A 23742-nucleotide genomic window follows, 5' to 3' on the forward strand; every position below is an offset into this window, starting at 1 on the left:
GCCCCGTGACCAGCTCAGCGGGCTGCCGCCTTCGCCCGCGCTGCGTGCAGCTTCTTGTAGCTGTCGATCAGGCGATGATGACGGTCGAGGCCCTCCAGCGCCATGCTCGTCGGGGTCAGGCCATGGAAGCGCACGCTGCCATCGACCGAACCCAGCACCGCGTCCATTCGCTCGTCGCCATACATGCGGCGGAAGTTGGCGACATAATCATCCAGTTCCAGATCGTCGTCGAGCGACACTTCCAGCACCACATTCATCGCTTGATAGAACAGGCGGCGTTCGACGGTGTTGTCGTTGTATTGCAAGAACGCACCTACCAGTTCGTGGGCATCCTCGAGCTGCCCAAGCGCCAGGTGAATCAGCAGCTTGAGTTCGAGCACGGTCAGTTGGCCCCACTCGGTATTCTCGTCAAACTCGATGCCGATCAGCGTGGCGATATCCGAATACTCGTCGAGCTCACTGTTTTCCAGGCGATCGATCAGCGCTTCCAGGCTGGCGTCGTCCAGACGATGCAGATTCAGTATATCGCTGCGGAACAGCAGCGACTTGTTCGTGTTATCCCAGATCAGGTCTTCGACCGGATAGATCTCCGAGTAACCCGGCACCAGAATACGGCACGCGGTCGCGCCAAGCTGGTCGTACACCGCCGTATAAACTTCCTTGCCCATGTCGGCGAGAATCGCCAGCAGCGTCGCCGCTTCCTCTGCATTGGCGTGTTCGCCCTGGCTCGAAAAATCCCATTCCACGAAATCGAAATCGGCTTTGGCGCTGAAAAAGCGCCACGACACGATGCCGCTTGAATCGATGAAGTGTTCGACGAAGTTATTCGGCTCGGTGACAGCATTGCTGGCAAAGGTCGGCTGCGGCAGATCGTTCAAGCCTTCGAAGCTGCGGCCTTGCAGGAGTTCGGTCAGGCTGCGCTCGAGCGCCACTTCGAAACTCGGGTGCGCGCCGAACGACGCGAACACGCCGCCGGTCTTGCGGTTCATCAGCGTCACGCACATGACCGGGTAGGTGCCGCCCATCGACGCGTCTTTCACCAGCACCGGGAAGCCCTGCTCTTCCAGCGCCGCGATACCGGCCACGATGCCAGGATACTTCGCCAATACGGCTTGCGGCACGTCCGGCAGCGACAATTCACCTTCCAGGATTTCGCGCTTGACCGCGCGTTCGAAAATCTCGGACAGGCACTGGACCTGCGCTTCGGCCAGCGTGTTACCGGCGCTCATGCCATTGCTGACGTACAGGTTTTCGATCAGGTTGGTCGGGAAGTAGACGACGGCATTGTCCGATTGGCGCACGTACGGCAGCGCGCAAATGCCGCGCGCGGCATTGCCCGAATTGGTGTCGATCAGGTGCGAGCCACGCAATTCGTCATCCGGGTTGTAGATCTCGAGGCTGTACGCGTCGAGAATCTCCGCCGGCAGCGCGTCGTGCGGGCCCGGCTGGAACCAGCGCTCGTTCGGATAATGGACGAACGGCGCATTGGCAATGTCTTCGCCCCAGAATGCGCCGGCGTAGAAGTGATTGCAATTGAGGCGCTCGATGTATTCACCCAGCGCCGAGGCCAGCGCGCTTTCTTTGGTCGCGCCCTTGCCGTTGGTGAAGCACATCGGCGAATGGGCGTCGCGGATGTGCAGCGACCACACGTTCGGAACGATATTGCGCCACGACGCGATCTCGATCTTGATGCCCCAGTCGGCCAGCATGCCCGACATATTGGCGATGGTCTGTTCGAGCGGCAGGTCCTTGCCGGTGATATAGGTGCGCGAGTCGGTCGACGGCTGCAGCGTCAGCAGCGTCTGCGCATCGGCGTCGAGATTCTCGACTTCTTCGATGACGAACTCGGGGCCGGCCTGCACCACCTTTTTTACGGTGCAACGCTCGATCGAGCGAAGGATGCCCTGGCGGTCCTTGTCCGAGATATCGGCAGGCAGCTCCACCTGGATCTTGAAAATCTGCTGGTAGCGGTTTTCCGGGTCAACGATATTATTCTGCGACAGGCGGATGTTTTCGGTCGGGATGTTGCGCGTGTCGCAGTACAGCTTGACGAAGTACGCCGCGCACAGGGCCGACGACGCCAGGAAGTAATCGAACGGCCCCGGGGCCGAACCGTCACCCTTGTAGCGGATGGGTTGGTCGGCAATGACCGTGAAGTCATCGAACTTCGCCTCAAGACGCAGTTTGTCGAGAAAGTTGACCTTAATTTCCATCGCAGATTTCCTCAGTAACGCTCTAAATCGTTCAAAAACATAAAGCCCTGTGAAAACAGGGCTTTATTATTATTCGTATGCGGGCGGGTGGGCTGCCGGCGCCAGGCGCCAGGTGCCACGCTCGCGGCCCGCCATTCTAGCATCGTTACAGCGCCGGACAGTCGACAACGGGCGCACTCAGCGCAGCAGCAAAAGCGCGCGCACCCTTCAAATCAAGCCGCTCGGGCCGTCCTGGGTCGGGCGTGGTGTTCAGCCGCCGGTGGGCGTCGTTGTCGTCCTCTTCTCGGATTGAATGCCACCGGCGTGTCAGCAGTCTGGTGACGATTTCATGTGCCGGCAAGGTGGGTGCCGCCGCTGATGGCGGGGTTATCGGGCGCCCGGCGCATATGTTGGTTAGTTACATTTTATCGACAAGCAGCTTACTCCGTCTCACAGGCTGCTACCTGATCAGGTAGCAGCACAATCAGGCGCGGCGGCACGGAAGCGCTTGCGGTAATCGGTCGGCGATGTTCGCAGGACTGCCTTGAAGTGCTGCCGGAGCGACAGCGCCGTGCCGAACCCAGACGCGTGCGCGACGTGCTCGATCGACAAGTCACCTGTCTCGAGAAGTCGCTGGGCATGGATCAGTCGCTGGTTCTGCAACCACTGCTTGACGGAGGTTCCGGTCGCGAGGCGGAAATGGCGTGTGAAATTGCGACGGCTCATGGCCGCACGTTCGGCCAGCATGTCAATGCTGTGCTCCTCGTGGAGGTGCTCGCCAACCCAGTCGAGCAGCTGAGCGAAACGCCCTGCCTCAGCATCGTCCGGTACTGGCCGCTCGATGAACTGTGCCTGTCCGCCATCGCGGTGCGGCGCGACCAGGATGTGCTTTGCGACCCGATTGGCGACCTCGGCGCCACAGAGCCGCCGCAGCAGATGCAGGCAGCAATCGAGGCCGGCGGCAACACCGGCCGAGCTCAGTATGTCGCCGTCATCCACATACAGCACGTGCGGGTCCACGTTAATTCTGGGATAGTGCTTTGCAAGCATCTCGGCCGCTTCCCAGTGCGTTGCCACGGTTCGCCCATCGAGCAGGCCCGCCTGCGCCAGCGGGAAAGCGCCCAGGCACAAGCCAACAATGGTGGCACCACGTGCATGCCCACGACACAAACTGTCGAGCAGACTGTCCGGCGCACTGCGACCGTCCGCGTGCCAGGACGGCATGACGATGATGTCAGCCTCGTCGACTGCCGTCAGATCGGCGGTCGTCGAGATCACGAATCCGGCCGACGTCGCCAACGGGCCCACCTGCGACGCGCAGACAGTGATCTCGAACGACATCGCCTCAGTGTTCGCTACGTGGCTGCCGAACACGAGACAAGGCACCGACAGATGAAATGGCGTGATCCCCTCGAAAGCGATGATGGCGATTTTTTGGTGGTGGGCAACGGAGGTCATCGAATACATGGCCCAATTGTATCGAAAGTTAGCCTTCGGGCCAATGGTCGACAGTTGCCATCCCAACGATAATCAGTGCACCGGTTCGCTCGACACATCGAATGACATCGACGTCGGGCGCCTTATTTAAATGAAAGGAACATCACCATGAACAAACGAGCCGTTGTCGTTGTCGACCTCCAGAACGAGTATCTGCCTAGCGGCAAGCTGGCACTGACTGGCATCCATGCTGCATTAAAGAATGCAGCGCGCGCGGTCGCGGATGCCCGGGCCAAAGGCGACCTGGTCATCCATATCCGCCACGAGTCCACGGACCCGGCCGCGCCCTTCTTCACACCGGGAACGCACGCCGTGCAGATTCACGAGACCGTGGCACCGGCGCATGGCGAACCGGTCGTCGTCAAGAACGTCCCGAATGCCTTCCTGAAGACGAATCTCAGGGAACTGCTCGACGACCACGGTGTTGAGGCAGTGACAGTGATTGGCGCAATGAGCCATATGTGCATCGATGCGACAACCCGTGCGGCGTCCGACTTCGGGTACAAGACGACAGTCGTGCACGACGCATGCGCGACGCGCGACCTCGAGTTCGGTGGAACGACCGTGCCAGCCGCGCAGGTGCACGCCGCGTTCATGTCCGCACTCGCCTTCGCTTATGCGTCGGTGCTGTCTACCGACGACTACCTGGCCCTCTGACAAGCCGCTGGTCCTTGGCGGGCCGGAGCGAGGGGTGTCTGTTGCGCTTCCTGAGCCCTACCGTCAACAGCGCTCAGCGCAGCATGCCGGCGCGCCCGATCAGCGGCTTTGCCGGGGCTCCGGCAGCCTACCCTGTCGTTTCCAACCAGTTCCATCCCCATCAATCGTGCTTGGTGCATGCGGGGTTGGGAGCTTACAGGCACGTTGTCGCGCCAGTTCGATTTGTCGTTCGAAGGGAATGAGATCAGCAGCGCGTGCCTGTTCATAGCCAGGCCGGTGTCCGAATGTCAACCTGACCCCGGCTTGAGGCAGGCTTGGACGCCGGCTTGAGGTAGTGCGCCAACCCTTGCAACGGATACAGAAACCATGTTTCGCCGCAAAAAGCAATTGGCCTTTGACATTATTTCTGCCATAGTTGCGGCCCTTTTACAACAAAACCCCCGGTAGCACATCTGCTATCGATCGTTTTCCATGCCATGCATGGGGACCGAACCCTGGGCCATACGCCCGCATCAAGCAACGTTCGCCGCATGGCGGTTGAACGGCACTCAGCGTCATTAACACGCATATAACACACGGCACGCACTGCGCGCACCGCAAGCGCCGGCATGCCTTTGGCATTGTCGCCGCGTCGACAGGCCAGGCGCGCGCTGTCTGCACCACTACCGTATCGCGATCTCCGCCGCAGGCCTCGTAGCCCGCGGCGATGTCATTTCATTCGCCAGATCGAGGGAGAACCACACCGTGGCCAAACAAATCATCATCGACCAGATCTTTAAAGTCTTCGGCGACCAGCCGGACGCCGCCCTGGCCCTGGTTCGCCAAGGCGCCAGCAAGCAGGATATCCTGGCCAAGACCGCCTGCACCATCGGCGTGTTCGACGCCAGCTTCACGATTGAAGCTGGCGAAATTTTTGTCATCATGGGCTTGTCCGGGTCGGGCAAGTCGACCATGGTGCGGATGCTCAACCGCCTGATCGAGCCCACCGCGGGGCGCATCCTGATCGACGGCAATGACATCAACACGCTGCCCGATGCCCAGTTGCGCGCGCTGCGCCGCAAGGACATCAGCATGGTGTTCCAGTCGTTCGCGCTGCTGCCGCAACTCACCGTGCTCGACAACACGGCGTTCGGCATGGAGCTGGCCGGCACGCCGAAGGCCGAGCGGCATGCGCTGGCGTTGCAGGCATTGGACCAGGTGGGCCTGGCCGGGTATGGCGCCAGCTATCCGGACGAATTATCGGGCGGCATGCAGCAACGCGTGGGTCTGGCCCGCGCGCTGGCGTGCGATCCCGCCATCCTGCTGATGGACGAGGCGTTTTCGGCGCTCGATCCGATCATGCGCACCGAGATGCAATCGGAGCTGCTGCGCCTGCAGCAGATCAAGCGCCGCACCATCGTATTCATCTCGCACGATCTCGACGAAGCCATGCGCATCGGCGACCGCGTCGCCATCATGAAGGACGGCCATGTGGTGCAAGTGGGCACGCCGGAAGAGATCCTGCGCCAACCCGCCAACGACTACGTGCGCAACTTCGTGCGCGGCGTCGATGCCGCGGCCGTGTTCAAGGCCGGCGATATCGCCCGTAAAAGCCAGATCGTGGTGTCGGAATCACCAGCGCGCGGTTCGCGCGCAGCGCTGTCGATGCTGGAAGAGCAGGATCGGGCCTATGCCTACGTCGTCGATCCGCAGCAAACATTCCTGGGCGTGGTATCGGTCGACTCGCTGCGCAGTGCGCTCGACGGCCACGTCGGCCCGCTGGGCCTGGCGCATGCCTTCCTGCCCGATGTCACGACCATCGATGCCGATGAGCCGGTCGCCGGCCTGTTCGGCCAGATTGCGCAGATGCCGTATGGCGTGCCCGTGGTGACGACCGACGGCAAATACCGCGGCGCCATCAGCAAGACCACCTTGCTGAAGTTCCTCGACCGCGATACGCCGCCCATCGCAGCACCAAACAACCCGAAAGGACAAGCATGAATCCCGGCACCGCCGAAGTGACCCAAGCCGTCGCCCCACCAGCTGCGCAGATCAATCCATGGCTGCCGACCCCGCCGCGCGATACCGCCTGGCTCGACGCCGCGCCGGCCGCCTCGCCCGATCAGGCTAGCGTCGGGTTGTCCGACCTGCTGAACGGCTCGCTGTCGCTCCAGTCCGGGATCAACGACGCGCTGGGCTGGGTGGTCGAGCATTTCCGCCCATTCTTCCAGATCGTGCGCGCCCCCATCGACGCCACGCTCGACGCCGTCAGCGCGCTGCTGCTGGCTGCGCCAGCGCTCGCGGTGATCGCCGTCATCGGCGTACTGGCCTGGCAGTTCACCACCCGGACGCTGGCCATCGGCACCGTGGTGGCGCTGCTGATCGTGTCGATGCTGGGCATCTGGTCCGACGCCATGATCACGCTGTCGCTGGTACTCACGTCGCTCGCCTTCTGCATGGTGATCGGCTTGCCGCTGGGGATTTTCCTGGCCAGCAGCGACCGCGCCCAGAACCTCCTGCGTCCGCTGCTCGACGCGATGCAGACCACGCCGGCCTTTGTCTACCTGGTGCCGGTGGTGATGCTGTTTGGTATCGGAAATGCGCCGGGCGTGATCGTGACCATCATCTTTGCGCTGCCGCCGCTGGTGCGCCTGACCGATCTCGGCATTCGCCAGGTGCGGCCCGACCTGATCGAGGCGGCGCGCGCTTACGGCGCCTCGCCGTGGCAGTTGCTGACCCGCGTTCAGTTTCCGCTGGCGATGCCGTCGATCATGGCCGGCATCAACCAGGCGCTGATGCTGTCGCTGTCGATGGTCGTGATCGCCTCGATGATCGCCGTCGGCGGCCTGGGCCAGATGGTCTTGCGCGGCATCGGTCGCCTGGACATGGGTCTGGCAACCGTGGGCGGCCTGGGCATCGTGCTGCTGGCGATCACGCTCGACCGGCTGACGCAAGCGATGGGACAACCACGCCGTGGCGTACGGCACTGGTACCAGACCGGCCCGGCCGGGCTCATCCTGCGCCTGACACGCGGCAAGCAACCATCATAAAAAGGAACACGAATGCATCGCATGAAACAATTTACGATCAAACACGAGTCACAACGCATGTTTCGCTGGATCGCCACCATCGCGCTTGGCGCACTGGCCCTGAGCACCCACCTGGCCATGGCGCAAACGCCGGCACAAGCCCTCCCCGGCAAGGGAATCAAAGTGCAAGCGCTGCAAAGCCCGGTTGCCGAAGAGACGTTCCAGACCATGCTGGTCGACCGTGCTCTGGCAGCGCTGGGCTACGCACCGCAACCCATCAAGGAAGTCGAATACCCCACGGCCCACATCGCCGTTGCCAATGGCGATGCCACGTTCCTTGCGGTGCACTGGGCCCCCTTGCACAAGGATTTCTACGACAATGCCGGCGGCGACGCCAAGCTGCTACGCACGGGTGAGTACGCCGGGCCGGCAGCCCAGGGCTACCTGATCGACAAGGCCACGGCCGACAAGTACGGCATCACCAATATCGGCCAACTGCGCGAGCCACGCCTGGCCAAGCTGTTTGACAACGATGGCGATGGCAAGGCGGACATGGCCGGTTGCAATCCGGGCTGGGGCTGCGAAGCGATGATCGAGCAGCACATGGACGGCTTCAAGCTGCGCAGCACGGTCACGCATGTGCAGGGTAATTACTCCGCACTGATCGCCGATACCATCGGCCGCTTCAAGCGCGGCGCCCCGATCCTGTACTACGCCTGGACGCCCTACTGGGTCAATGCCGTCCTGATCCCGGGCAAGGATGTCGTGTGGCTGCAGGCGCCGCAGACGGCGTATCCGGGCAAGCCCGATACACGCCTGGCCGATGGCAGCGACTACGGCTTTGCCATCAACACGACGCGCTTTGTCGTGAACCGTGCCTGGGCCGACAAGAACCCGGCAGCGGTGAAGCTGTTCCAGGTGATGCGCTTGCCGATCGCCGATATCGACGCGCAGAACGCGCGCATGCGCAGCGGCGAAAACGCCCAGGCCGATATCGCGCGCCATGTGTCGGGCTGGATCAAGTTCCACCAGAAGGACTTCGATGGCTGGATCGCGCAGGCACGGGCGGCAGCGACGCCGTGACATTGCTGCGGCGCACCACGCACACGGGCCGGGAGCGCTTGCGGTGCACCGATCTGCCATTGCATGGACCCGACGCAGATGCAGCGTGAACTACGCTGGCCGCACCCAGAGCTCTCAACACAACGCATGTCATTGCCTGGCGCCGAGCACGTTGAACACGCGATTGACGTCGCCCTCTTCGCGAATGATTTCCGCGATGATCTCGGGCAGCGACATCTGTCCCCAGTTGACAGCGCGGCGGATCAGGAACGGGGTCGGGCTGTGCGGTTCGACTTCGGCCAGGTAATCGGCCAGCATGGCCAGGGTGGCGTAGGCCTGCGTGCGGTTGCGCCAGAGCGGGCCGCCGGCGCTGCGCTGGTCGATGGCGTCGGGTCCGTCAGCCTCGCGCTGTAACGTAACGGTATCGGCATCGTCCCCGGCAATTGTCACGGTTTCCTGCTCCGGGTCATTGTCTGGCAACGCCTGCACCACGCTGTCATGCAGCTGCGCCAGCACCCGCCGTGCGGACTCGATGGCAGCGGCCAGCTTGCCAAGGTTGGGCGCCAGCGGCCCCAGTTGTGCACGCAAGAACGCGACGATGGCGGCCAGCGCATCCTGACAATCACCAAGCGCGGCCGCCATCCACACCAGCTCGTCCTGCAACTGGACAACGCCATCGACGACGTCCGCGCGCGTCAGCGCCACGTCCGCAGGCGCCTGGCTGCGCCCGGCGGGAAGTTGCGGCGCCATCTCGTGAATCGTCATGCGCTCCCAGTCGGCCAGGGTCACCGGCGTGGGCTTGCCGGCGTCGACGCAGACCAGCACGGTATGAACGCGCAGGCTGGTGCTGAGCGATTCGTTGAGCCACTCGCATGGCGCCAAACGGGCATCGAGGTCGGGACCATCATCGCCCTGCGCCGGGTCCGCGGCCTCGATCCGGGGATGCAACTCGTCCCAATAAGCACGCAGCAGCGCGTCGACCATGCGCAGACCCTGACGCAGCCCGTCGACGCCATGCCGGCGCATCCATGCCTCGACCAGCCAGACGGCAATCTGCAGATCCTTCGAACGCAGGGCCAGCATGTCGAGGCACCTGTCTTCGATGGCCCGCCAATCGGCGCGCTTGAGGGGGCGCTCCCATTGGCCCATTGGCAGCTGCGGGTCGTCCTCTTCGCGCAGAAGGCGAATCTCCGTGAACACGGGGTCGTAGCGCGCTGACGGTCCACAAGGGCCATCGGTGCACAGCGGTGCCAGGACGCGCGCCACGTCGGCATGCTCCAGGGTGTCGACAGGATCGGCCATATTGTTCATCAGGGTTTGCTTGCAGGTGGATGCCACAGCGGCAGTTGTTCGGGAAAGGCAGCCGGCCAGGCCAGGATGCTTTGCCTGCCGGGTGCGCGCACGCGCGCGCGCAAGAAAACCTGCACCGTCGATGGCGCTGCCGGCGGCGCTGCAGCGCCGGCAGCCACCACGGGAAACTCGACCCGCAGCAAAGGCGCGCGACCATCGTCGCCTGCAGGGTCGGCCACCCGGAAGGTTTGCACGAACGTCAACAGTGCCCAGGGATCGTTGAAACGAAAATTCACCGTGCCCTCGGCCACCGACATATTTGGACGACTGGCGTGGACGCCCGGCGCCGGCGCCAGCACGCCGTCGCGCGCCAGCCGCAGGCCGAGCATCACCGGCATGCCGGGCTCCCAGCGCAGCGCGCGCGCGGGCTCGCCCTGACGCAGGGTGGCCGGGCCAACCGATAGCGTCCACTCGATGATGGCGTTGGCGCGCTGCTCGGCGGACCGATTGACCCGAAAATCGATCGACAGGTCGAGTGCACCCGGCTGGCTGTCGTCGGCCGGGAACAACGGCGCCAGCAGGTCGCGTACTCGGGCGAATTCCTGATCGGCGGCCTTGACCTCGGTGCGCGGGCCCGGCTGTCCCCGGTCGCGCGCCGCCTGGACCGCGGCGGCGTGCGCCAGGTCGTAATTGCGCAGCGCCGCCGCCACGGCGTCGATGTCGGCCGGCATGGCCTCAAGCGTGGCGCCGGTGCCGGCAGCGACAAACGGCGCCCGCCGGCCCAGACTGCTGTTGTAAGCGAGCGCGAATTTCTGCCAGCGACTTTCGCTCTCCCCGCCCGCCAGCGCCCGGCAGCGCGCAAGCAAGGCGTTGCGTAATCCAAGCAGCCGAACGGCGTACATATCGCTGCCGGTACCGGTCTTGCGTGCGGTCAGCTTGTCTGCGCAGTTGGCGGCGTCAATGCCCGCGCTTTCCTCGACCATGAAGTTTTCCAATGCCAGACGCGAACTGAGGGGACTCTTGCGGTTGTAGAGCTGCAGATCGGCGGCCTGCCGCTGCCAGCGATTGACGAGGGGCAGATCGCTGGCAGCGCTGAGCAGGAACTGCAGCACACCGTCTGCCTGGCGCGCGGTGGTGTCGATAAACTCCTTCTGCCGTTCGACGTAAGCCAGCACACCGCTGCCGTCGCCGTCGCCAAAGGCGTCGAGCAGCGGTCCGGCCTTACCGGTCCAGTTCTCGAAGGCGGCGTCGCGTGGCACGTACAGCTGCGCCCCCGCCAGCACCCCGTCGAGCCACTGCAGGCGCGTGACAGCGTCGGTCGTCAGCGCAGCGTCGAGCGGCGCCAGCGTACTCTTTGCGTCGATGCTCTCCATCCAGGCGCGCAGTTCCAGCACCTGCAGGCGGGCGGCATCGGTGGTCTTGCCCGGCGCCTCGGCATCGACCACGCGCATGCCCTGCGCCAGCGCGGCATGCGCCGCCGACAGCAACGCCAGGTCGACCAGGGCGCTGGCGCTCTGCTGAAGATGGGCCGGCAGTTCGATCAGGGGCCCGGCGCGAAATGCCTTGCGCGATTCGATGAGGCTGGCGACCTGTCCGAGCTGGCCCTTGTCCCAGACGATCGCCATTCCGGGCGCCACCACAGGATAGGACGCAGGTGCGGTGGCCCTGACATACGGCTGGACCATCAGCGTCGCCACGGCACTGCGCAAGGCCTTGCGCTCGGGCGTGGCCGTCCATGACGTCGTTTCAGCCGACCACGCGAGCGCGGGCGCAGTATCGGCCTGGCTGTGTGCATGCACCGCCTTCCATGCCTGCGCGAAGCGTGCGTAACCGCGCTCGAGCAGCGCGGCAAAATCCTGTTGCGCCGCCTGCCCCAACAGGCCGTTATCGCGAATGCGCTTGAGCAGATCCGCGTAATGCGCACCGAGCTGCATGGTGTCCTGCGCCATCCACTCTCCCTGCCCGTGCGTGAGCAGCGATGGCTGCGCATCGAGTGCGCTGCGCAGCCTGCGCCAGAGTGCCAGCTGGCTGTCAAGACTGTCGTCAATGGCATCGCCACCTTGCAAATCAGCGACGATCACAGCGATATCGCGCTCCGTCTCGAGCAAGGGATTGTGCTCGAACAAGCGGGCATCGAGTCGTTTTCCCAGTTGCTGCAAGGCGCAGCGCGCCGCCAGTTCCATCTGGACACGCGGCGGCATCGCCGGGCGCCACGCGTGACTTTTCAATGCCGCCTGCCGGTATAGTGCTGCGGCCCGGTCCAGCGCCTCGGCGCGGCCAGACAGGTCCGCCATGCGCTGGCCAAGCAGCAGCTTGACTGCGCGTGCCAGGTCCTTGCCTTGCGCCGGTGGCACGCTGTCGCTGTCTCTGGAAGGCTGGATGAGCTCGAGTTGTTCGATCGACTCGATCCCCAGCGCTACGGGCCCAAGCTGCACGAGGTAATCGTTCAGGGCGACGAATTCCGGCAGCATGGCGGGATTGAGCGTCCCCGGTGGCGCGCTTGCCGTGAGCGGGCCCGGCGTGCAGCTGGCGGGGTCGAGAAATTGGCGCTTGCCGGCGTTGTTGACATGCGCGGTCCCAGTCAGGGTGGCCAGCTTCGACACGGCCGCGCCGTGCAGCGCCGGTACGGCGGCATTCGCAAAATGTTTCGGCAGCGCATCATCGAGCCGCTCCTGAAGATCGTCGAAAGACATGCGCGATCCCGGCATCAACGCCGAGCCGAAGCGCACCCCGCCGATTGCCGCGACATCGTTCAGCACCGTCATCAGCGGCGTGAGCGCCCCCGGCCTTGCCGACACCACGTCGCCGTCGCTGTCTTCGCTGAGCAAGATGGTGACCAGCTTCGCGCCCTGATGATGGAGCCTGTCGGTCGCGAACGCCAACCCGATCGCCCACAGCAAGGGAACCAGGAACAGCAGTCCCCAGCCAGCCCGTTTTAGCGGACTCTTGCGCAGTCGCTGCGCGGACGCACGTACCAGTCCTGCTTCGGCGAAAATCTTGCGCTCGAAAATATCACGTAAAAACGCCGGCATGACATGCCGGGATTCAGTCGGGACCGCCTCTTGTTCCTGGCCGGCGATGGCAACGGGGCCACCGGCAGCGCGCAGCAACGCCGCAGCGCTGCAGTCGCCCGTCAGATACACGCCGCGCAGCAGGAACGACTCGTGATAGACGCTCGGGCGCATCAACTCGTCGCAGAACAGGGCGAGGCCGGGACGCAGTCGTTCGACGTCGCTCGCCAGCAAAAAATAGGCGCTGCTGTCGCTGTCGCCGCTTTCGAGGGCGCACAGCTCGGCGCAGCTGTCGGCGATCGCCGCGCCGACCTGGCCGATGGCGCTGTCGATCCACTGGCTGCGGTATGGCGCCACCAGTTCATGCGGCGAAGCCCATCCGAGAATCGAGCGCTGGGTGGCATCTGGCAGGGCCGCAGCAAAACTGGCAAACCCCGGGATGGTCTCGCATTCGCTGATCACCACATGCACGGGAAAGCGCAGCGCCAGCCGGTTTTGCGCGAGCCACAGGCGCCGGTGCAGCGACTTGGCGCGTGCCAGCAGCTGCAGTTGGCTGTCCGGGCCGCCATCGAGCAACTGCGCCGCCGGGATCGCCAGCACCACGCAGTCGAGCGGCCGCTGCGGGCGGTATTTGCGGCAGTGGCCGATCAGATCATCCCAGACGCCATCGACGTCGGCGGCGCCCAGGTAAGCCGAGCGCAGCTGGATAACCACGCCCTGGTCGAAGAACTGCCAGTCGAGGCCCTGGGCGGCGGCGCGCATGCCCGCTTCCTCGCTGAGCGCGCTTTGCAGGCCGGAGGCATGCAGCGGTAGCAGCGCACCGGCGCTCTCGTTGAGCAGTACCGTCCATGACAGGTTGTAACGTTCGGCACGGGTCGCCAGATTGCGTTCAATCAGCTTGACAGCCCTGCCGAACGAGCGGCGTACTGCGCTCGCGCTCAGCAGGCGCAGGGCCTTGACGGACGCGGCCCCATCCTTGCCGCCACGGCGGGCGGCAAGGAACACCAATGCCAGCAAGGCGAGCATGAACAGCGCCGCAAGCGCGAGCAGGATCGGGCCAAGGTAGGGCGAATCGAGTTTCATCGCGCCCCCGCCGCGCTGGCTGTGGCAATCTCATGGGGTCCGTTGTTTTCGAGCGCGTCACGCACCGGCTGCGACTTCCACAGCCACAAGCCCTGCGACAGCAAGAGCATCGCCAGCATGATCCCTACCCAGATCACGGCGCCGCGGCTGGGCCGGGCCAGGCGCGCACGGTTGTCGAAGCTCAGCGTGCTGGCGTAGGGCTGGTCGCTCAGCACCGCATCGGCGCCGCGCATGCCAGGCGCGCGCTGATAGGAAAACTGAAACAACGCGCGGCGGTAGTCAGCCAGCGCGCTGAGGTCATCGCCGCCGCGGTAGCGGCCCTGAAAGCCCAGTGCCAGCAGATAGAGATACAGCCGCGCCAGCGGGCGGCGCGCCGGATCGCGTTCCGTCAGGAGCAGGTCGATGTCGGCAAATATCCTCTGGCCGGCATGCGCGCTGCGAAACAGGGTCGCCTCGACCAGCACGTGGCGCCAGTGCGCGCGCCCGACCCAGTCGCTGCGCAACATCATCTCGTCGGCCAGCGCCGCCTTGAGGAAGCGCGCGCGCAGCTCGAGGTCGACATTGTCCTTGCCGGCCAGGCGTCCCGCTTCCAGGCTTTGCAGTTCGATCAGCTGGCACAATTGCGCGCTCAGGGCGGCGGCACCAGCCTGAGCCTCGGCGTCGCCCAGCGCCAGCGCCGCCGCGCGCGCGGCCGTCAGCACCTTCACGAAAGCGCGAAACTGGTGCGACGCCGGGTCGTCGCCGCCCCGTTCGAGTTCACTGTTCATCGGCGCCGCCTTTGATGTAGACGACGATTTCCTGCGGGCGCAAGGCACGCTGGGCGCTGTTGTCGTTGCCGATCACCAGATCCTGGTCAGTGACGATGGACTGTGCGTCAACCGTCACGGCAAACAGGGTGGCGCCACCGCTGCCGCCCTCGCGCAGGCCGAGTTCGGGTGCGCCGTCGATGCTCTGCCGGACCGCACCCGGCACCCGGCGGTCGCGCAGCGACGCCGACACCGTGCGCGAACCGATGGTTGCGCCCTCCATCCACTGGCGCAGCTGGGGTTGGCCCTGGCCGCGCAGTCCCAGCACCAGCCGCGCACCCATCCATTCGGGACGCCAGGGCAAGGTGAACACCTCGCCGTCGAAATCGAAAGCGATGCTGGTCCATTCCTCGCTCACTTCGCCGGCCAGGCCGTGCAGATGATCGAGCACGGTCTCAAACGCAGCGTGGCTGTCGGCATGCAGGTAAGCCGGTGGTGCCAGCGGCACCGCACCCGGGCGCAGCGCCGCCAGCGGCCCCAGTTGCGCGCACAGCGCCAGGTACAGCGCCAGCGGCTGCAGCGGCGCCATGTCGAGCGTCGCCTCGAGCAGCGGCAGGTTGAGGGTCAGGTGCGCCAACCGTGCACGCTCTTCCAGCAGGGTCACGCGTTCTTCCACACGCGAGGACTGGGTCGTGCTTTGTTTGCCGAGAAAAACCGCCTTGCTGCGCATCAGCACGGCCAGGTCGCGCGCGCGCTGGGCGATGTGCGCGGCCGCAGGCACTTCCAGTTGCGCCGGCCAGAAGGACCCACGGCGCACGATCTGGTTTTCCTGGCGCAGCGTCATCAGCTGCATGGCGACATACGCGGCGCCGGGCAGCTGGCCGGCGGCCAGCGCCAGGTTGGCCGCCATGCGCGGCACCTCTTCGGGCAGCGCCTCCGACACCTCGTCGTCGACCAGGCCGCTCTCGATGGGCCGGAACATCGCCGGCTGTCCTGGCAGGCGCAGCGAGCGTTCTTTGCCAACGATCAGGTAGACCGGGACATCGCCCTGTGCCATCGCGGCGGTGAACGGCGCCAGGCTCAGTTCGAGCGTGGCGTCCTGGGCGCGCGCGGCATCGAAGCGCAGCGCCATCCCGTTCGGCATGACCGCTTCGAGCAGCAAGATGCGCAGGCGCCCGCCACCCAGCAGCCCCTCGTCGATCACCAGGCGGCGAATGCCCCACGCCGCCGGCTGACCGGCCAGCGCCTGCCAGCCCAGCAGGGCGTCGACGCGCGCGCTCTCCTGCTGAAAATGCTGCGGCGTGAGCAGCATGCCTTCATGCCACTGTATGCGATCGAATATCTGCGCCTCGGCCATGAATGATTCCTCTTGATTAGTGGGCCGTGCCCGTTTCGGTGTCCGTGAGCCGCGCATCGTGCGCATTGAGCTGCAGCAGGTAGCCTCTGCTGCCTAACTGCAGGCGATAGCGGTGCGCGCCGGGCGTGCCGTAATTGGCGAACATCAGCGCCGCCCAGCCCTTTTTTGCACGAAACGGTTTCGGGTCGATCTCGAACGACTGGCCCGGCACCAATTCCAGCGACTGCACCACCAGCGCGCCGGGCTGGCTGCGCCGCATGTCGTCACGCGCTGCGAAGTACTGGGCTGCAGTCAGGGCGGATACACCGTCAACCAGGGCGCGCTCGGTGATCAGGACAACGTCGATCGCCAGCGGGCTGTTGTTGTTGGCGTCAGGCGCGGTGATGACGTGCAGCGTCTTCCAGTCCGGCTTGACCGCCTTCGTGCCACCGAACATGCTGCAGCCAGCCAGCAGACAGGCTGCGGCCAGCCAGGCGCAACGCACCGCCCCAGTCAACGCGGCGCGCATGTCGCTACGCCACCGTGACCGAGCATATAACCGAGTGCGAACAGCAGCACCAGCAGGCAAACAAAGGCGAACAGGCCAACCACCATCAGTCGCGGCGTCAGGGTGAAAACGGTATCCATCATTGCCTTTCATTGCGTAGTGGCCTCATGGCAGCAGCACCGTGGTTTGCCCCGGCATCGTGATTTCGATGACACCGCCAAAGCTGCACATCAACTTGGAGGCCATGGTCAGCGCCGCCATATTCCCGATCAGGACGGTCGGCGCGCCCGGTACCCACGGTGCGCCCGTCACCGGTACGCAGGGCATCGGCACCAGCGCGCCCATTGCCGCTGCGGTGGCCGCCGCCACCGCAGGATTGCCCAGCGACTTGCACATGACGAAGGAGGCGATGTTGACCAGCGGTTTGTTGTCCATGATCGTGGCGTCGGCGGCGCCGGTCAGCACGGCGTTCAGCGGCAGCACGGCCAACGCGCCCGGCGCCGCGCCGAACGAACATTTGAGCAGCGCGCCCGCGCATACCAGTTGGCCCATCAATCCCCCCGCACCATGCGTTTCAGACGCTCGATCAGGGCCGGCGGCGCTTCTGCCGCGCCGATGCGCTTGCCCTGCTGGTCGAACCGCACCGGCGGCGCCAGCGGCACGCCGTCGTGGTAGAACACTTCCTCCATCAGGGATCCGTCGGGCCAGTAGCGCCGCACGGCGCCGTGCAGCAGGTTGGCGCGGTAGGTGCAGCGCTGCACCACCTGGCCGTCGGCGTCGAAGTCGCCTGACTCGCCGTCCAGCAAGCCGGCGCGGTAGCGGGCGCTGCGCACCTGACGGCCTTCGTGGAAGAACTGCGCTTCGCCTTCCAGCTGGCCGGCCAGCAGCTGCAGCCGCGCGGTCATCTGACCCGCTTCGTCGAACGACAGCGACGGCCCGCTGGCCACGCCATCGGACATGGTCTGCGCCGCTACCCGGCGACCGTGCACGAAGGTTTCGATCAGGCCGTGCGGCAGCCCGCGCCGGTAACTGCTGCGCTGGACCAGCACCCCGGCTTCGTCATAGACGGCCATGGCGCCGTGCAGCTTGCCCGCTTCAAAATACGCCGTCATGGCGGGCCGCCCGCCCACGCCAAATTGCTCCAGCAGCCCATGCAGCAGGCCACCAGCCATGCTGCTGCGCAGGAGCAGGCTGCCGTCGGCGCTGCGCTCTTCGATGGTGACCGGCTCGATACTGACCGGGGCGCCAGGGTCGGCATCCATCAGTTCACCTTCGCTGTCGCGCCCTTGAGCGTCAACATGGCGCCCGCTTCCACGGTCTGGGTCGCATCGGCCTTGCTGTTGATGATGGGCGCCTGGTTATCGATCTTCATTCCAGCCTTGTGGGTCAGCGCCTTGCCGGCCTTGCCGACCAGGTCCGCGCCGGCCTCGCACACCAGGTCGGCGCTGGCCTTGAGCGTCATGGCGGCGTCGCCGGTGACCTTGATGGCGCCCTTGACGGTGATGGTGAAATCGCCGTCGATGGTGAGGGAGTAGTTGCCCTTGACGGTGTGGCTGAAGGCCGCTTCGTTGGCATGGGTTTCGGCGCCGGTGACGGTCACGGCGCGGGTGCCCGCCACCTTGTAGGTGTCGTTCCCCTTCTTGAGTTCGAGCGTGCGATCGCCCTCTTCCAGCGTGTGCAACTGCGCGCCTTTTTTTACAGTGGTCGTCAAGCCATCCTCAATTTCGATCAGCATGTCCTTCTGCGCATGCAGATACAGCTCCTCGCTGTCCTTTTTGTCTTCAAAACGCAGCTCGTTGCCGGCACTGCCCTGTTTGGACGACAGGGTGCGGATCATCGACTGGGTCTGATTCGCAGGCAGGGTCGCCGGCGTGGTATTGCTGCCGTTGTAGACGCTGCCCGTGACCAGGGGGCGGTCCGGGTCGCCCTGGATGTAGCTGATCACCACCTCGTGCCCCACCCGCGGCAGGAACCAGGCGCCGACGCCCTTGCCGGCGGCCGCCTGCGCGACCCGGATCCACGGTGCGCGCTTGTCGTCCACGGCATCGCGGTCCCACGGAAAGTGCACCTTGACGCGGCCATGCTGGTCGGTCCAGATTTCCTCGCCGCTAGGGCCCACCACGCGCGCCGTTTCGCAACCGACTACGCGCGGGCGCACTGTCGCCAGGGGCGAGCGAAACGGCGCGCTGGCCGGAAAGGCGTCGAAACTGTTGGTGTACAGGTCGCCGCGCACCGTGTGGTGCACCCGGCGCAAGATGAAGGCGGCGTTCAGCGCGCTCATGAAGTGGCCCGACATCGTGAAGCGCGTGCCAGCGGCAAATGCACTGCAGTGGCTGTCCCCGCGCAGCGCCTGCGCCGCGACCTGCCCTGCTTCAACGCGCAACTGCGCCAGCGCGCGGGCGGCGGCGACAGTTGGATGGCCGGTAGCGAATTCATAGACGGCGCCGCTGCCGCCGGCGGCTGCATAACTGCCTTCCAGGGTGGTGTCGGGGGTGATGAAATCGTAGTCGTTGACGGTGGCTTTCTGCAGCACGATACGGTGCTCATGCGCGAAGCGGGTCACCGCGTCGGTTGGCTGCTGCATGCCGGTGGCCGGCCAGAAGCGGACCTTGTCGCCGCCACCCGGGCAGTCGGCCAGCTGGCCCACGGCATCGGCCAGCACCATGGTGTGGGCGCCGTCGGCGAAGGTGAAAAAGTAGAAGATGCCGGCGCCTTCCATCAGGCGCGAGATGAAATCGAACGCCGTCTCGTCGTACTGAACGCAATAGTCGACGCTGGCGTAGCTGGCCGCGAGCCTGGATTCAAACACGATGCCAAAACTCGAGAGCACCGCCTTGACCACCGCATCGACGCCCAGGTTCGGAAAAATCTTGCGGTCGCGCGACAGTGTCAACAGCCACAGCATGGGCGCCAGCTCCGCCTCGTACAGGGCGAAATCCTGATCCTGGCCGCTCTGCACGAAGCGGATGACGATGCCGCTCACGTAGCGCTTGCCCGCAATCGTCGCCGTCATCGGTTTGCCGATCAGCGCAGCAGCATCGAGGCTGGTGCTGGCCGAGCGCATGTGCAAGGTAAAGCTGAACAGCTCGGAGATGCCTTCGCTGCCCTCCATGCTGTCGAGCAGCAGGTCGTCCGCGCCCAGCGCCGAGCTGACGCGCAGCAGGCCGCCCTGTTTGAAGCCGTCCTTCACGGCGCACCCCGCAGGGTGTCGCGGAAGGCGTACTGAAAATCGCGCCCTGCTACCGTCATGTGCACGGCCGAGAAGGGTGACGCGGTGGCGATCCGCTCGAGCACCAGCGTCGACAACTGCGGCAGCACCGTCTGCGTGAGGATGAAATCGATATTGCGCGCGCCGCTATCGACTTCCGTGCAGCGCGCCGTGATGACGGCGGTGACGGCGTCGTCCCAGCTGAAGCGCGCACCGTGGTTGCCGGCAAAGCGATCGGCCAGTTTGGCCAGCTTCATGTCGACGATGACACCGATCTCGGCGTCTTGCAGCGGGTAATACGGCACCAGCACCACACGCCCCATGAACGCCGGGCTGAACTGGCGCAGCAGGGCCGGACGCAGCTGTTCGACCAGCGTCGCATGATCGGGCGGCGCGCCACTGGCGGCAGCGCAGGCCTGGGTAATGACGTCCTGGGCCGCATTCGAGGTCAATAGAATCAGCGTGTGTTTGAAGTCGATCGGCACCCCTTCGCCATCTTCCATGCTGCCCTTGTCGAATACCTGGAAGAACAGTTCGAGCACATCCGGATGCGCCTTTTCCATTTCGTCGAGCAGCACTACGCTGTACGGACGGCGTCGCACCGCCTCGGTCAGCACGCCGCCCTGGCCGTAGCCGACATAGCCAGGCGGCGCCCCTTTCAGGCTGGAGATGGTGTGCGCCTCCTGAAACTCCGACATGTTAATCGTGATCATGTTGCGCTCGCCGCCGTACAGCATGTCTGCGAGCGCACAGGCCGTCTCGGTCTTGCCCACGCCGCTGGGGCCGACCAGCATGAAGACGCCCACCGGTTTGCCCGGATCGTCCAGCTCCGCGCGGAAGGTGCGAATCCGGCGCGCGATGGCGTCCAGCGCCTGGTCCTGCCCCACCACCCGCTCGCACAGGCGCTCGTGCAGCTGCAGCACCGTGTGCACCTCGTCGGCCAGCATTTTCCCCACCGGGATGCCGGTCCAGCCGGAGATGACGCCGGCGACCATGGCGGAGTCGACGTACACCGGCACCAGGGCCTCGTCGTCCTGGATGGTTTCCAGCCCTTTGGTGAGGCGCTGCAGCTGGGCGGCATCGGCCTCTGTGTTCTCATCAAGATTGCCGCTGTCCACCTGCGCCGCGATCTGGCGCCGCAACGCCAGGATCTCTTCGACGGCGCGACGTTCGTCGGCCACCTTGGCGGCAAGCGCCGCATGCTTGTGCATCAAGCGTGTCAGCTCGTTTGCCCCGCTTTCGGCATCCCTGGACTCACCCTCGCCGCGCGCCAGTTGGCCGCGCAGCAGGCGCAGGTGTTCGGTTGCCAGCACGATCTCGTGCGCCAGAGCTTCGAGTTGTGGCGGCGTGCCCGCCAGTGCGATCGCGACGCGCGCGCAGGCCGTGTCGAGCACACTGATCGCCTTGTCGGGTAGCTGGCGGCCCGCGATATAGCGCTGCGACAGGCGTACCGCGTCGATGACGGCGGCGTCCAGGATCTCGACCTTGTGGTGCCGCTCGAGAGTAGCCACCATCCCGCGCAGCATGCCGATGGCCGCTTCCGGCGACGGCTCCTCGACTTTCACCACCTGAAAACGCCGCGCCAGCGCCGGATCGCGCTCGACGTGCTTCTTGTATTCGGCCCAGGTGGTGGCGGCGATGGTGCGCAATTCGCCCCGCGCCAGCGCGGGCTTGAGCAGATTGGCGGCGTCGCCCTGCCCTTCGCTGCCGCCGGCGCCGATCAACTGGTGCGCCTCGTCGATGAACAGGATCACCGGCGTAGCAGCGGCGCGCACCTCGGCGATCACCGATTTCAAACGCTGCTCGAATTCACCGCGCACGCCCGCGCCAGCCTGCAGCAGGGCCAGGTCGAGCGAACAGACACGCACGTCGGCCAGCACCGCCGGCACGCTGCCTTCAGCGATGCGCAGCGCAAAACCCTCGACGACGGCGGTCTTGCCGACACCCGCCTCGCCCGTCAGGATCGGATTGTTCTGGCGGCGGCGCAGCAGGATGTCGATGATCTGGCGAATTTCAGCATTGCGGCCGCGCACCGGGTCGATCCTGCCGGCGCGGGCTTGCGCCGTCATGTCGACCGTGTACAGGTCGAGCGAGGGCGTGGCGCCCACCGTGCCTGCCATCTTTGGCGCATCCGCAGCTGCATCCCTTGCCCCCGCATCTTCCGTCGAGGCGGCGAGCAGGGACGGCAGCGTCGTCTTCAACCGTTCGCGCGCAATCGCCAGCAAGGCAGGCGCCGTCTCGATCAGCATGCCGCGCAGGCTGTCCTGCTCCAGCAGCGCCAGCAGCACCGTGCCGGAGCGGATCTGCCCACCGCCCAGGAGCATGGAACTGCTGATCCAGGCTTCCTGGAACAGCGCCTTGAAATTTGGCGACAGCGCCGGCGTGCGTCCGTTGCCCCGTTTAAATCCGTCCAGGCACGCTTGCGCCTGGGTACGCACCGCCGCTGCATCGACGTCGAACTGCTTCAATAGCAGCAGCAGATCGGGGGCGCCGGCGTCGAGCAAGGCGACCAGAAAATGCTCGACCTCGACGTTGAAATGGGTCTGCGCCACGCACAGTTCCGCCGCCACGCCCATGGCGCGCTTGCACTCGGGATTCAGGCGGCTTAGCAAGGTGCGGATGTCGATGTCCATGGCGCTCAAGTGTCCTGGGTGACGTGGGCAGCCAGCGCGAAGCGGGCATGCCGGTAGGTGGCGGCGGCGCCGCTGCGGCTGGACAGCCATACGCTGCGTCCGAGCCGTGGCGGCATCAGGGCGCCGGCGCCAAGCCGGCTCGCGGGCGCTTCGTTCAGGGCCAGGGTCAAGGTCACGGTGAAATCGGCTTGTAGATGGCGCGCCACCAGCCAGCCGAGCAGGCCAAAGCGCGCGCCGCCCGGCAGCAGCGCCGCGAACCGGGCCCGGTCAAGCAGCGGCGCGCGCAAGGCGATGCCGGCCGCCTGATCCCAGGCGCGGCCGCCCAGGCTCACGCCAGGGCTGGCCGCGCGCCGGCCGGAGCGACCCGTACGGCTGCCCGCCAGCCTGGCGCGCTCGTTCGGCGCCAGCGCATGCCAGCCGCCAACGAACTGCTCGCCGGTGAAGCGCACGCCAAGACGGTCGCGCAATACAAGCAGCAGGCTTGCCAGCGAGCGCGGCGCAGCGTTCTGCAAGCCCGCATGGCGCAACCATGCCGCCTCCCCTGCCGGGCCGCGCGCGCCCGAGGCCCGGCCAAGGCCAGACAACCGGTCCATCACGGTCAGCAGCGGATTGGCGCCGGCCGGTTGCAGCGCCAGGTGCATATTGGCCCGCGCGCGGTGGCGAAAGCCCAGCAGGCGCCCGTTGAAGATGTCGAGAAAATCGAGCCCGGCCCGATCGCGCTGGGCGCGGCGTTCCAGCAGCAGTTCGGTGAACGGGGCGGCCAGTGGCCCCTGAGCGCCGGCCAGACTCAGGACGGGCGTGCTCAGCACCCATTGTGGTCCAGGTTGCGGGTGTTCTTCCAGGCGGGCGATATCGCTTGGCGCAAAGGCCATGTCGACGTGGGCCGCCAGGCGTACCGCCTCGTCCATGCCGACGCCAGTGCCCACGGGGGAGCGCTCCGGCGCGGCCCGTTCGAGCAGGTGGATGGCCTGGAACAGATCAAATTGCTGCGGCGCGCGCAGCAGCTCGGCAATCAGGTCAGGCATTGCGTTTCCATGGCGAGGCGCGATTGGTCAGACCCGCTTCAAACTGAAATTGCACACGTTCGCCGCCGAGGATCGCGGTCGCCGCAATCTGCGCCCAGGCCATGGTTGGCCAGTCGGTGGCGGGCGCCACCTTGACGCTGACCTGGCGCAGGCGCGGTTCGTACAGGGCGATAGCGCGCACGACCACCTGCTGCCAGCGTTGCAGGTCGGTGGCCGATTGCGCCGACAGGTGCAGCGTGTCGGGCAAGCCGTAATCGAGCGATGTCGGCGCGCCGTTCAGGAATTCGTCGACCGTCAACCGGTTGCGCACATTGAACAACCGCGTGAGATCGCGGCGCAGTGATAGCCGCAGGGCCTGGACGGGCGTCAGCGCCACGTCCGGAGCGGACAGAGGACCGCCGAAGCGGTCGAACAGGGGAAGCGGCATGCTGGTAGGCTGTAGATGCATGTATGTCGTGCACGTGATGGGCGCTGGTGAAACGAGCG

Annotated in this window: 18 protein-coding genes; 4 read left to right on the plus strand and 14 right to left on the minus strand. The window is 65.6% G+C overall.

Annotation, left to right across the window (positions count from 1 at the left end; all coding sequences use genetic code 11):
• Positions 1-14 precede the first annotated feature (14 nt).
• Positions 15-2213: an OsmC domain/YcaO domain-containing protein gene (locus tag RCH14_RS15255; RefSeq protein WP_343026946.1), complete on the minus strand. Its 2199-nt coding sequence runs from the start codon at positions 2211-2213 to the stop codon at positions 15-17.
• Between the two features lie 447 nt (positions 2214-2660).
• Positions 2661-3659: a GlxA family transcriptional regulator gene (locus tag RCH14_RS15260; protein WP_407070083.1), complete on the minus strand. Its 999-nt coding sequence runs from the start codon at positions 3657-3659 to the stop codon at positions 2661-2663.
• A gap of 138 nt (positions 3660-3797) precedes the next feature.
• Between RCH14_RS15260 and RCH14_RS15265 the strand changes: the two genes are divergently transcribed.
• The 4 genes from RCH14_RS15265 to proX all read left to right on the plus strand — a co-directional run bounded on the left by RCH14_RS15265 (position 3798) and on the right by proX (position 8437).
• Positions 3798-4346 (plus strand): cysteine hydrolase family protein, encoded by a 549-nt coding sequence (locus RCH14_RS15265; protein WP_343026947.1) that lies wholly within the window; start codon positions 3798-3800, stop codon positions 4344-4346.
• A 744-nt stretch (positions 4347-5090) separates the two neighbouring features.
• Complete coding sequence (gene proV, locus RCH14_RS15270) at positions 5091-6326, plus strand: glycine betaine/L-proline ABC transporter ATP-binding protein ProV (protein WP_343026948.1); 1236 nt, start codon at positions 5091-5093, stop codon at positions 6324-6326.
• On the plus strand, positions 6323-7375 hold the full coding sequence (gene proW / locus RCH14_RS15275) for a glycine betaine/L-proline ABC transporter permease ProW (RefSeq protein ID WP_343026949.1): 1053 nt from the start codon (positions 6323-6325) through the stop codon (positions 7373-7375). Before proV ends, proW begins: the two co-directional genes overlap by 4 nt.
• A 12-nt stretch (positions 7376-7387) precedes the next feature.
• On the plus strand, positions 7388-8437 hold the full coding sequence (gene proX, locus RCH14_RS15280) for a glycine betaine/L-proline ABC transporter substrate-binding protein ProX (protein ID WP_343026950.1): 1050 nt from the start codon (positions 7388-7390) through the stop codon (positions 8435-8437).
• Between the two features lie 129 nt (positions 8438-8566).
• On the opposite strand, the gene tssA is transcribed toward proX, so the two are convergent.
• The 12 genes from tssA to tssE are packed head-to-tail and all read right to left on the minus strand — an operon-like array spanning position 8567 to position 23704.
• Complete coding sequence (gene tssA / locus RCH14_RS15285; RefSeq protein WP_343026951.1) at positions 8567-9727, minus strand: type VI secretion system protein TssA; 1161 nt, start codon at positions 9725-9727, stop codon at positions 8567-8569.
• The gene (locus RCH14_RS15290) at positions 9727-13800 is read right to left on the minus strand and encodes a type VI secretion system protein (RefSeq protein ID WP_343026952.1); all 4074 of its coding nucleotides are present in this window, start codon (positions 13798-13800) and stop codon (positions 9727-9729) included. The genes tssA and RCH14_RS15290 overlap by 1 nt, the downstream gene beginning before the upstream one ends.
• On the minus strand, positions 13797-14567 hold the full coding sequence (locus RCH14_RS15295; protein WP_343026953.1) for a DotU family type IV/VI secretion system protein: 771 nt from the start codon (positions 14565-14567) through the stop codon (positions 13797-13799). Before RCH14_RS15295 ends, RCH14_RS15290 begins: the two co-directional genes overlap by 4 nt.
• Positions 14557-15903, minus strand: coding sequence for a type VI secretion system baseplate subunit TssK (gene tssK / locus RCH14_RS15300; RefSeq protein ID WP_343026954.1), 1347 nt, complete (start codon positions 15901-15903; stop codon positions 14557-14559). Before tssK ends, RCH14_RS15295 begins: the two co-directional genes overlap by 11 nt.
• Before the next feature lie 16 nt (positions 15904-15919).
• Positions 15920-16411 (minus strand): hypothetical protein, encoded by a 492-nt coding sequence (locus RCH14_RS15305; RefSeq protein WP_343026955.1) that lies wholly within the window; start codon positions 16409-16411, stop codon positions 15920-15922.
• A complete protein-coding gene (locus RCH14_RS15310) occupies positions 16396-16533 on the minus strand; it encodes a hypothetical protein (RefSeq protein WP_343026956.1) in 138 nt (45 codons plus the stop codon). The genes RCH14_RS15305 and RCH14_RS15310 overlap by 16 nt, the downstream gene beginning before the upstream one ends.
• 22 nt (positions 16534-16555) lie before the next feature.
• Entirely contained in the window at positions 16556-16942 is a 387-nt protein-coding gene (locus RCH14_RS15315; protein WP_343026957.1) for a DUF4280 domain-containing protein, read from the minus strand.
• Positions 16942-17652, minus strand: a complete 711-nt coding sequence (locus RCH14_RS15320) for a toxin-antitoxin system YwqK family antitoxin (protein ID WP_343026958.1) — start codon at positions 17650-17652, stop codon at positions 16942-16944. Before RCH14_RS15320 ends, RCH14_RS15315 begins: the two co-directional genes overlap by 1 nt.
• A complete protein-coding gene (locus tag RCH14_RS15325) occupies positions 17652-19580 on the minus strand; it encodes a type VI secretion system tip protein TssI/VgrG (protein ID WP_343026959.1) in 1929 nt (642 codons plus the stop codon). Before RCH14_RS15325 ends, RCH14_RS15320 begins: the two co-directional genes overlap by 1 nt.
• Positions 19577-22231 (minus strand): type VI secretion system ATPase TssH, encoded by a 2655-nt coding sequence (tssH, locus tag RCH14_RS15330; protein WP_343026960.1) that lies wholly within the window; start codon positions 22229-22231, stop codon positions 19577-19579. Before tssH ends, RCH14_RS15325 begins: the two co-directional genes overlap by 4 nt.
• A gap of 5 nt (positions 22232-22236) precedes the next feature.
• Positions 22237-23256 (minus strand): type VI secretion system baseplate subunit TssG, encoded by a 1020-nt coding sequence (tssG, locus tag RCH14_RS15335; protein WP_343026961.1) that lies wholly within the window; start codon positions 23254-23256, stop codon positions 22237-22239.
• Positions 23249-23704 (minus strand): type VI secretion system baseplate subunit TssE, encoded by a 456-nt coding sequence (gene tssE, locus RCH14_RS15340; RefSeq protein ID WP_343026962.1) that lies wholly within the window; start codon positions 23702-23704, stop codon positions 23249-23251. Before tssE ends, tssG begins: the two co-directional genes overlap by 8 nt.
• Between the last annotated feature and the right edge of the window lie 38 nt (positions 23705-23742).

The organism is Massilia sp. MP_M2 (assembly GCF_039123635.1).
In the GTDB taxonomy this organism is placed as follows: Bacteria; Pseudomonadota; Gammaproteobacteria; order Burkholderiales; family Burkholderiaceae_D; genus Telluria.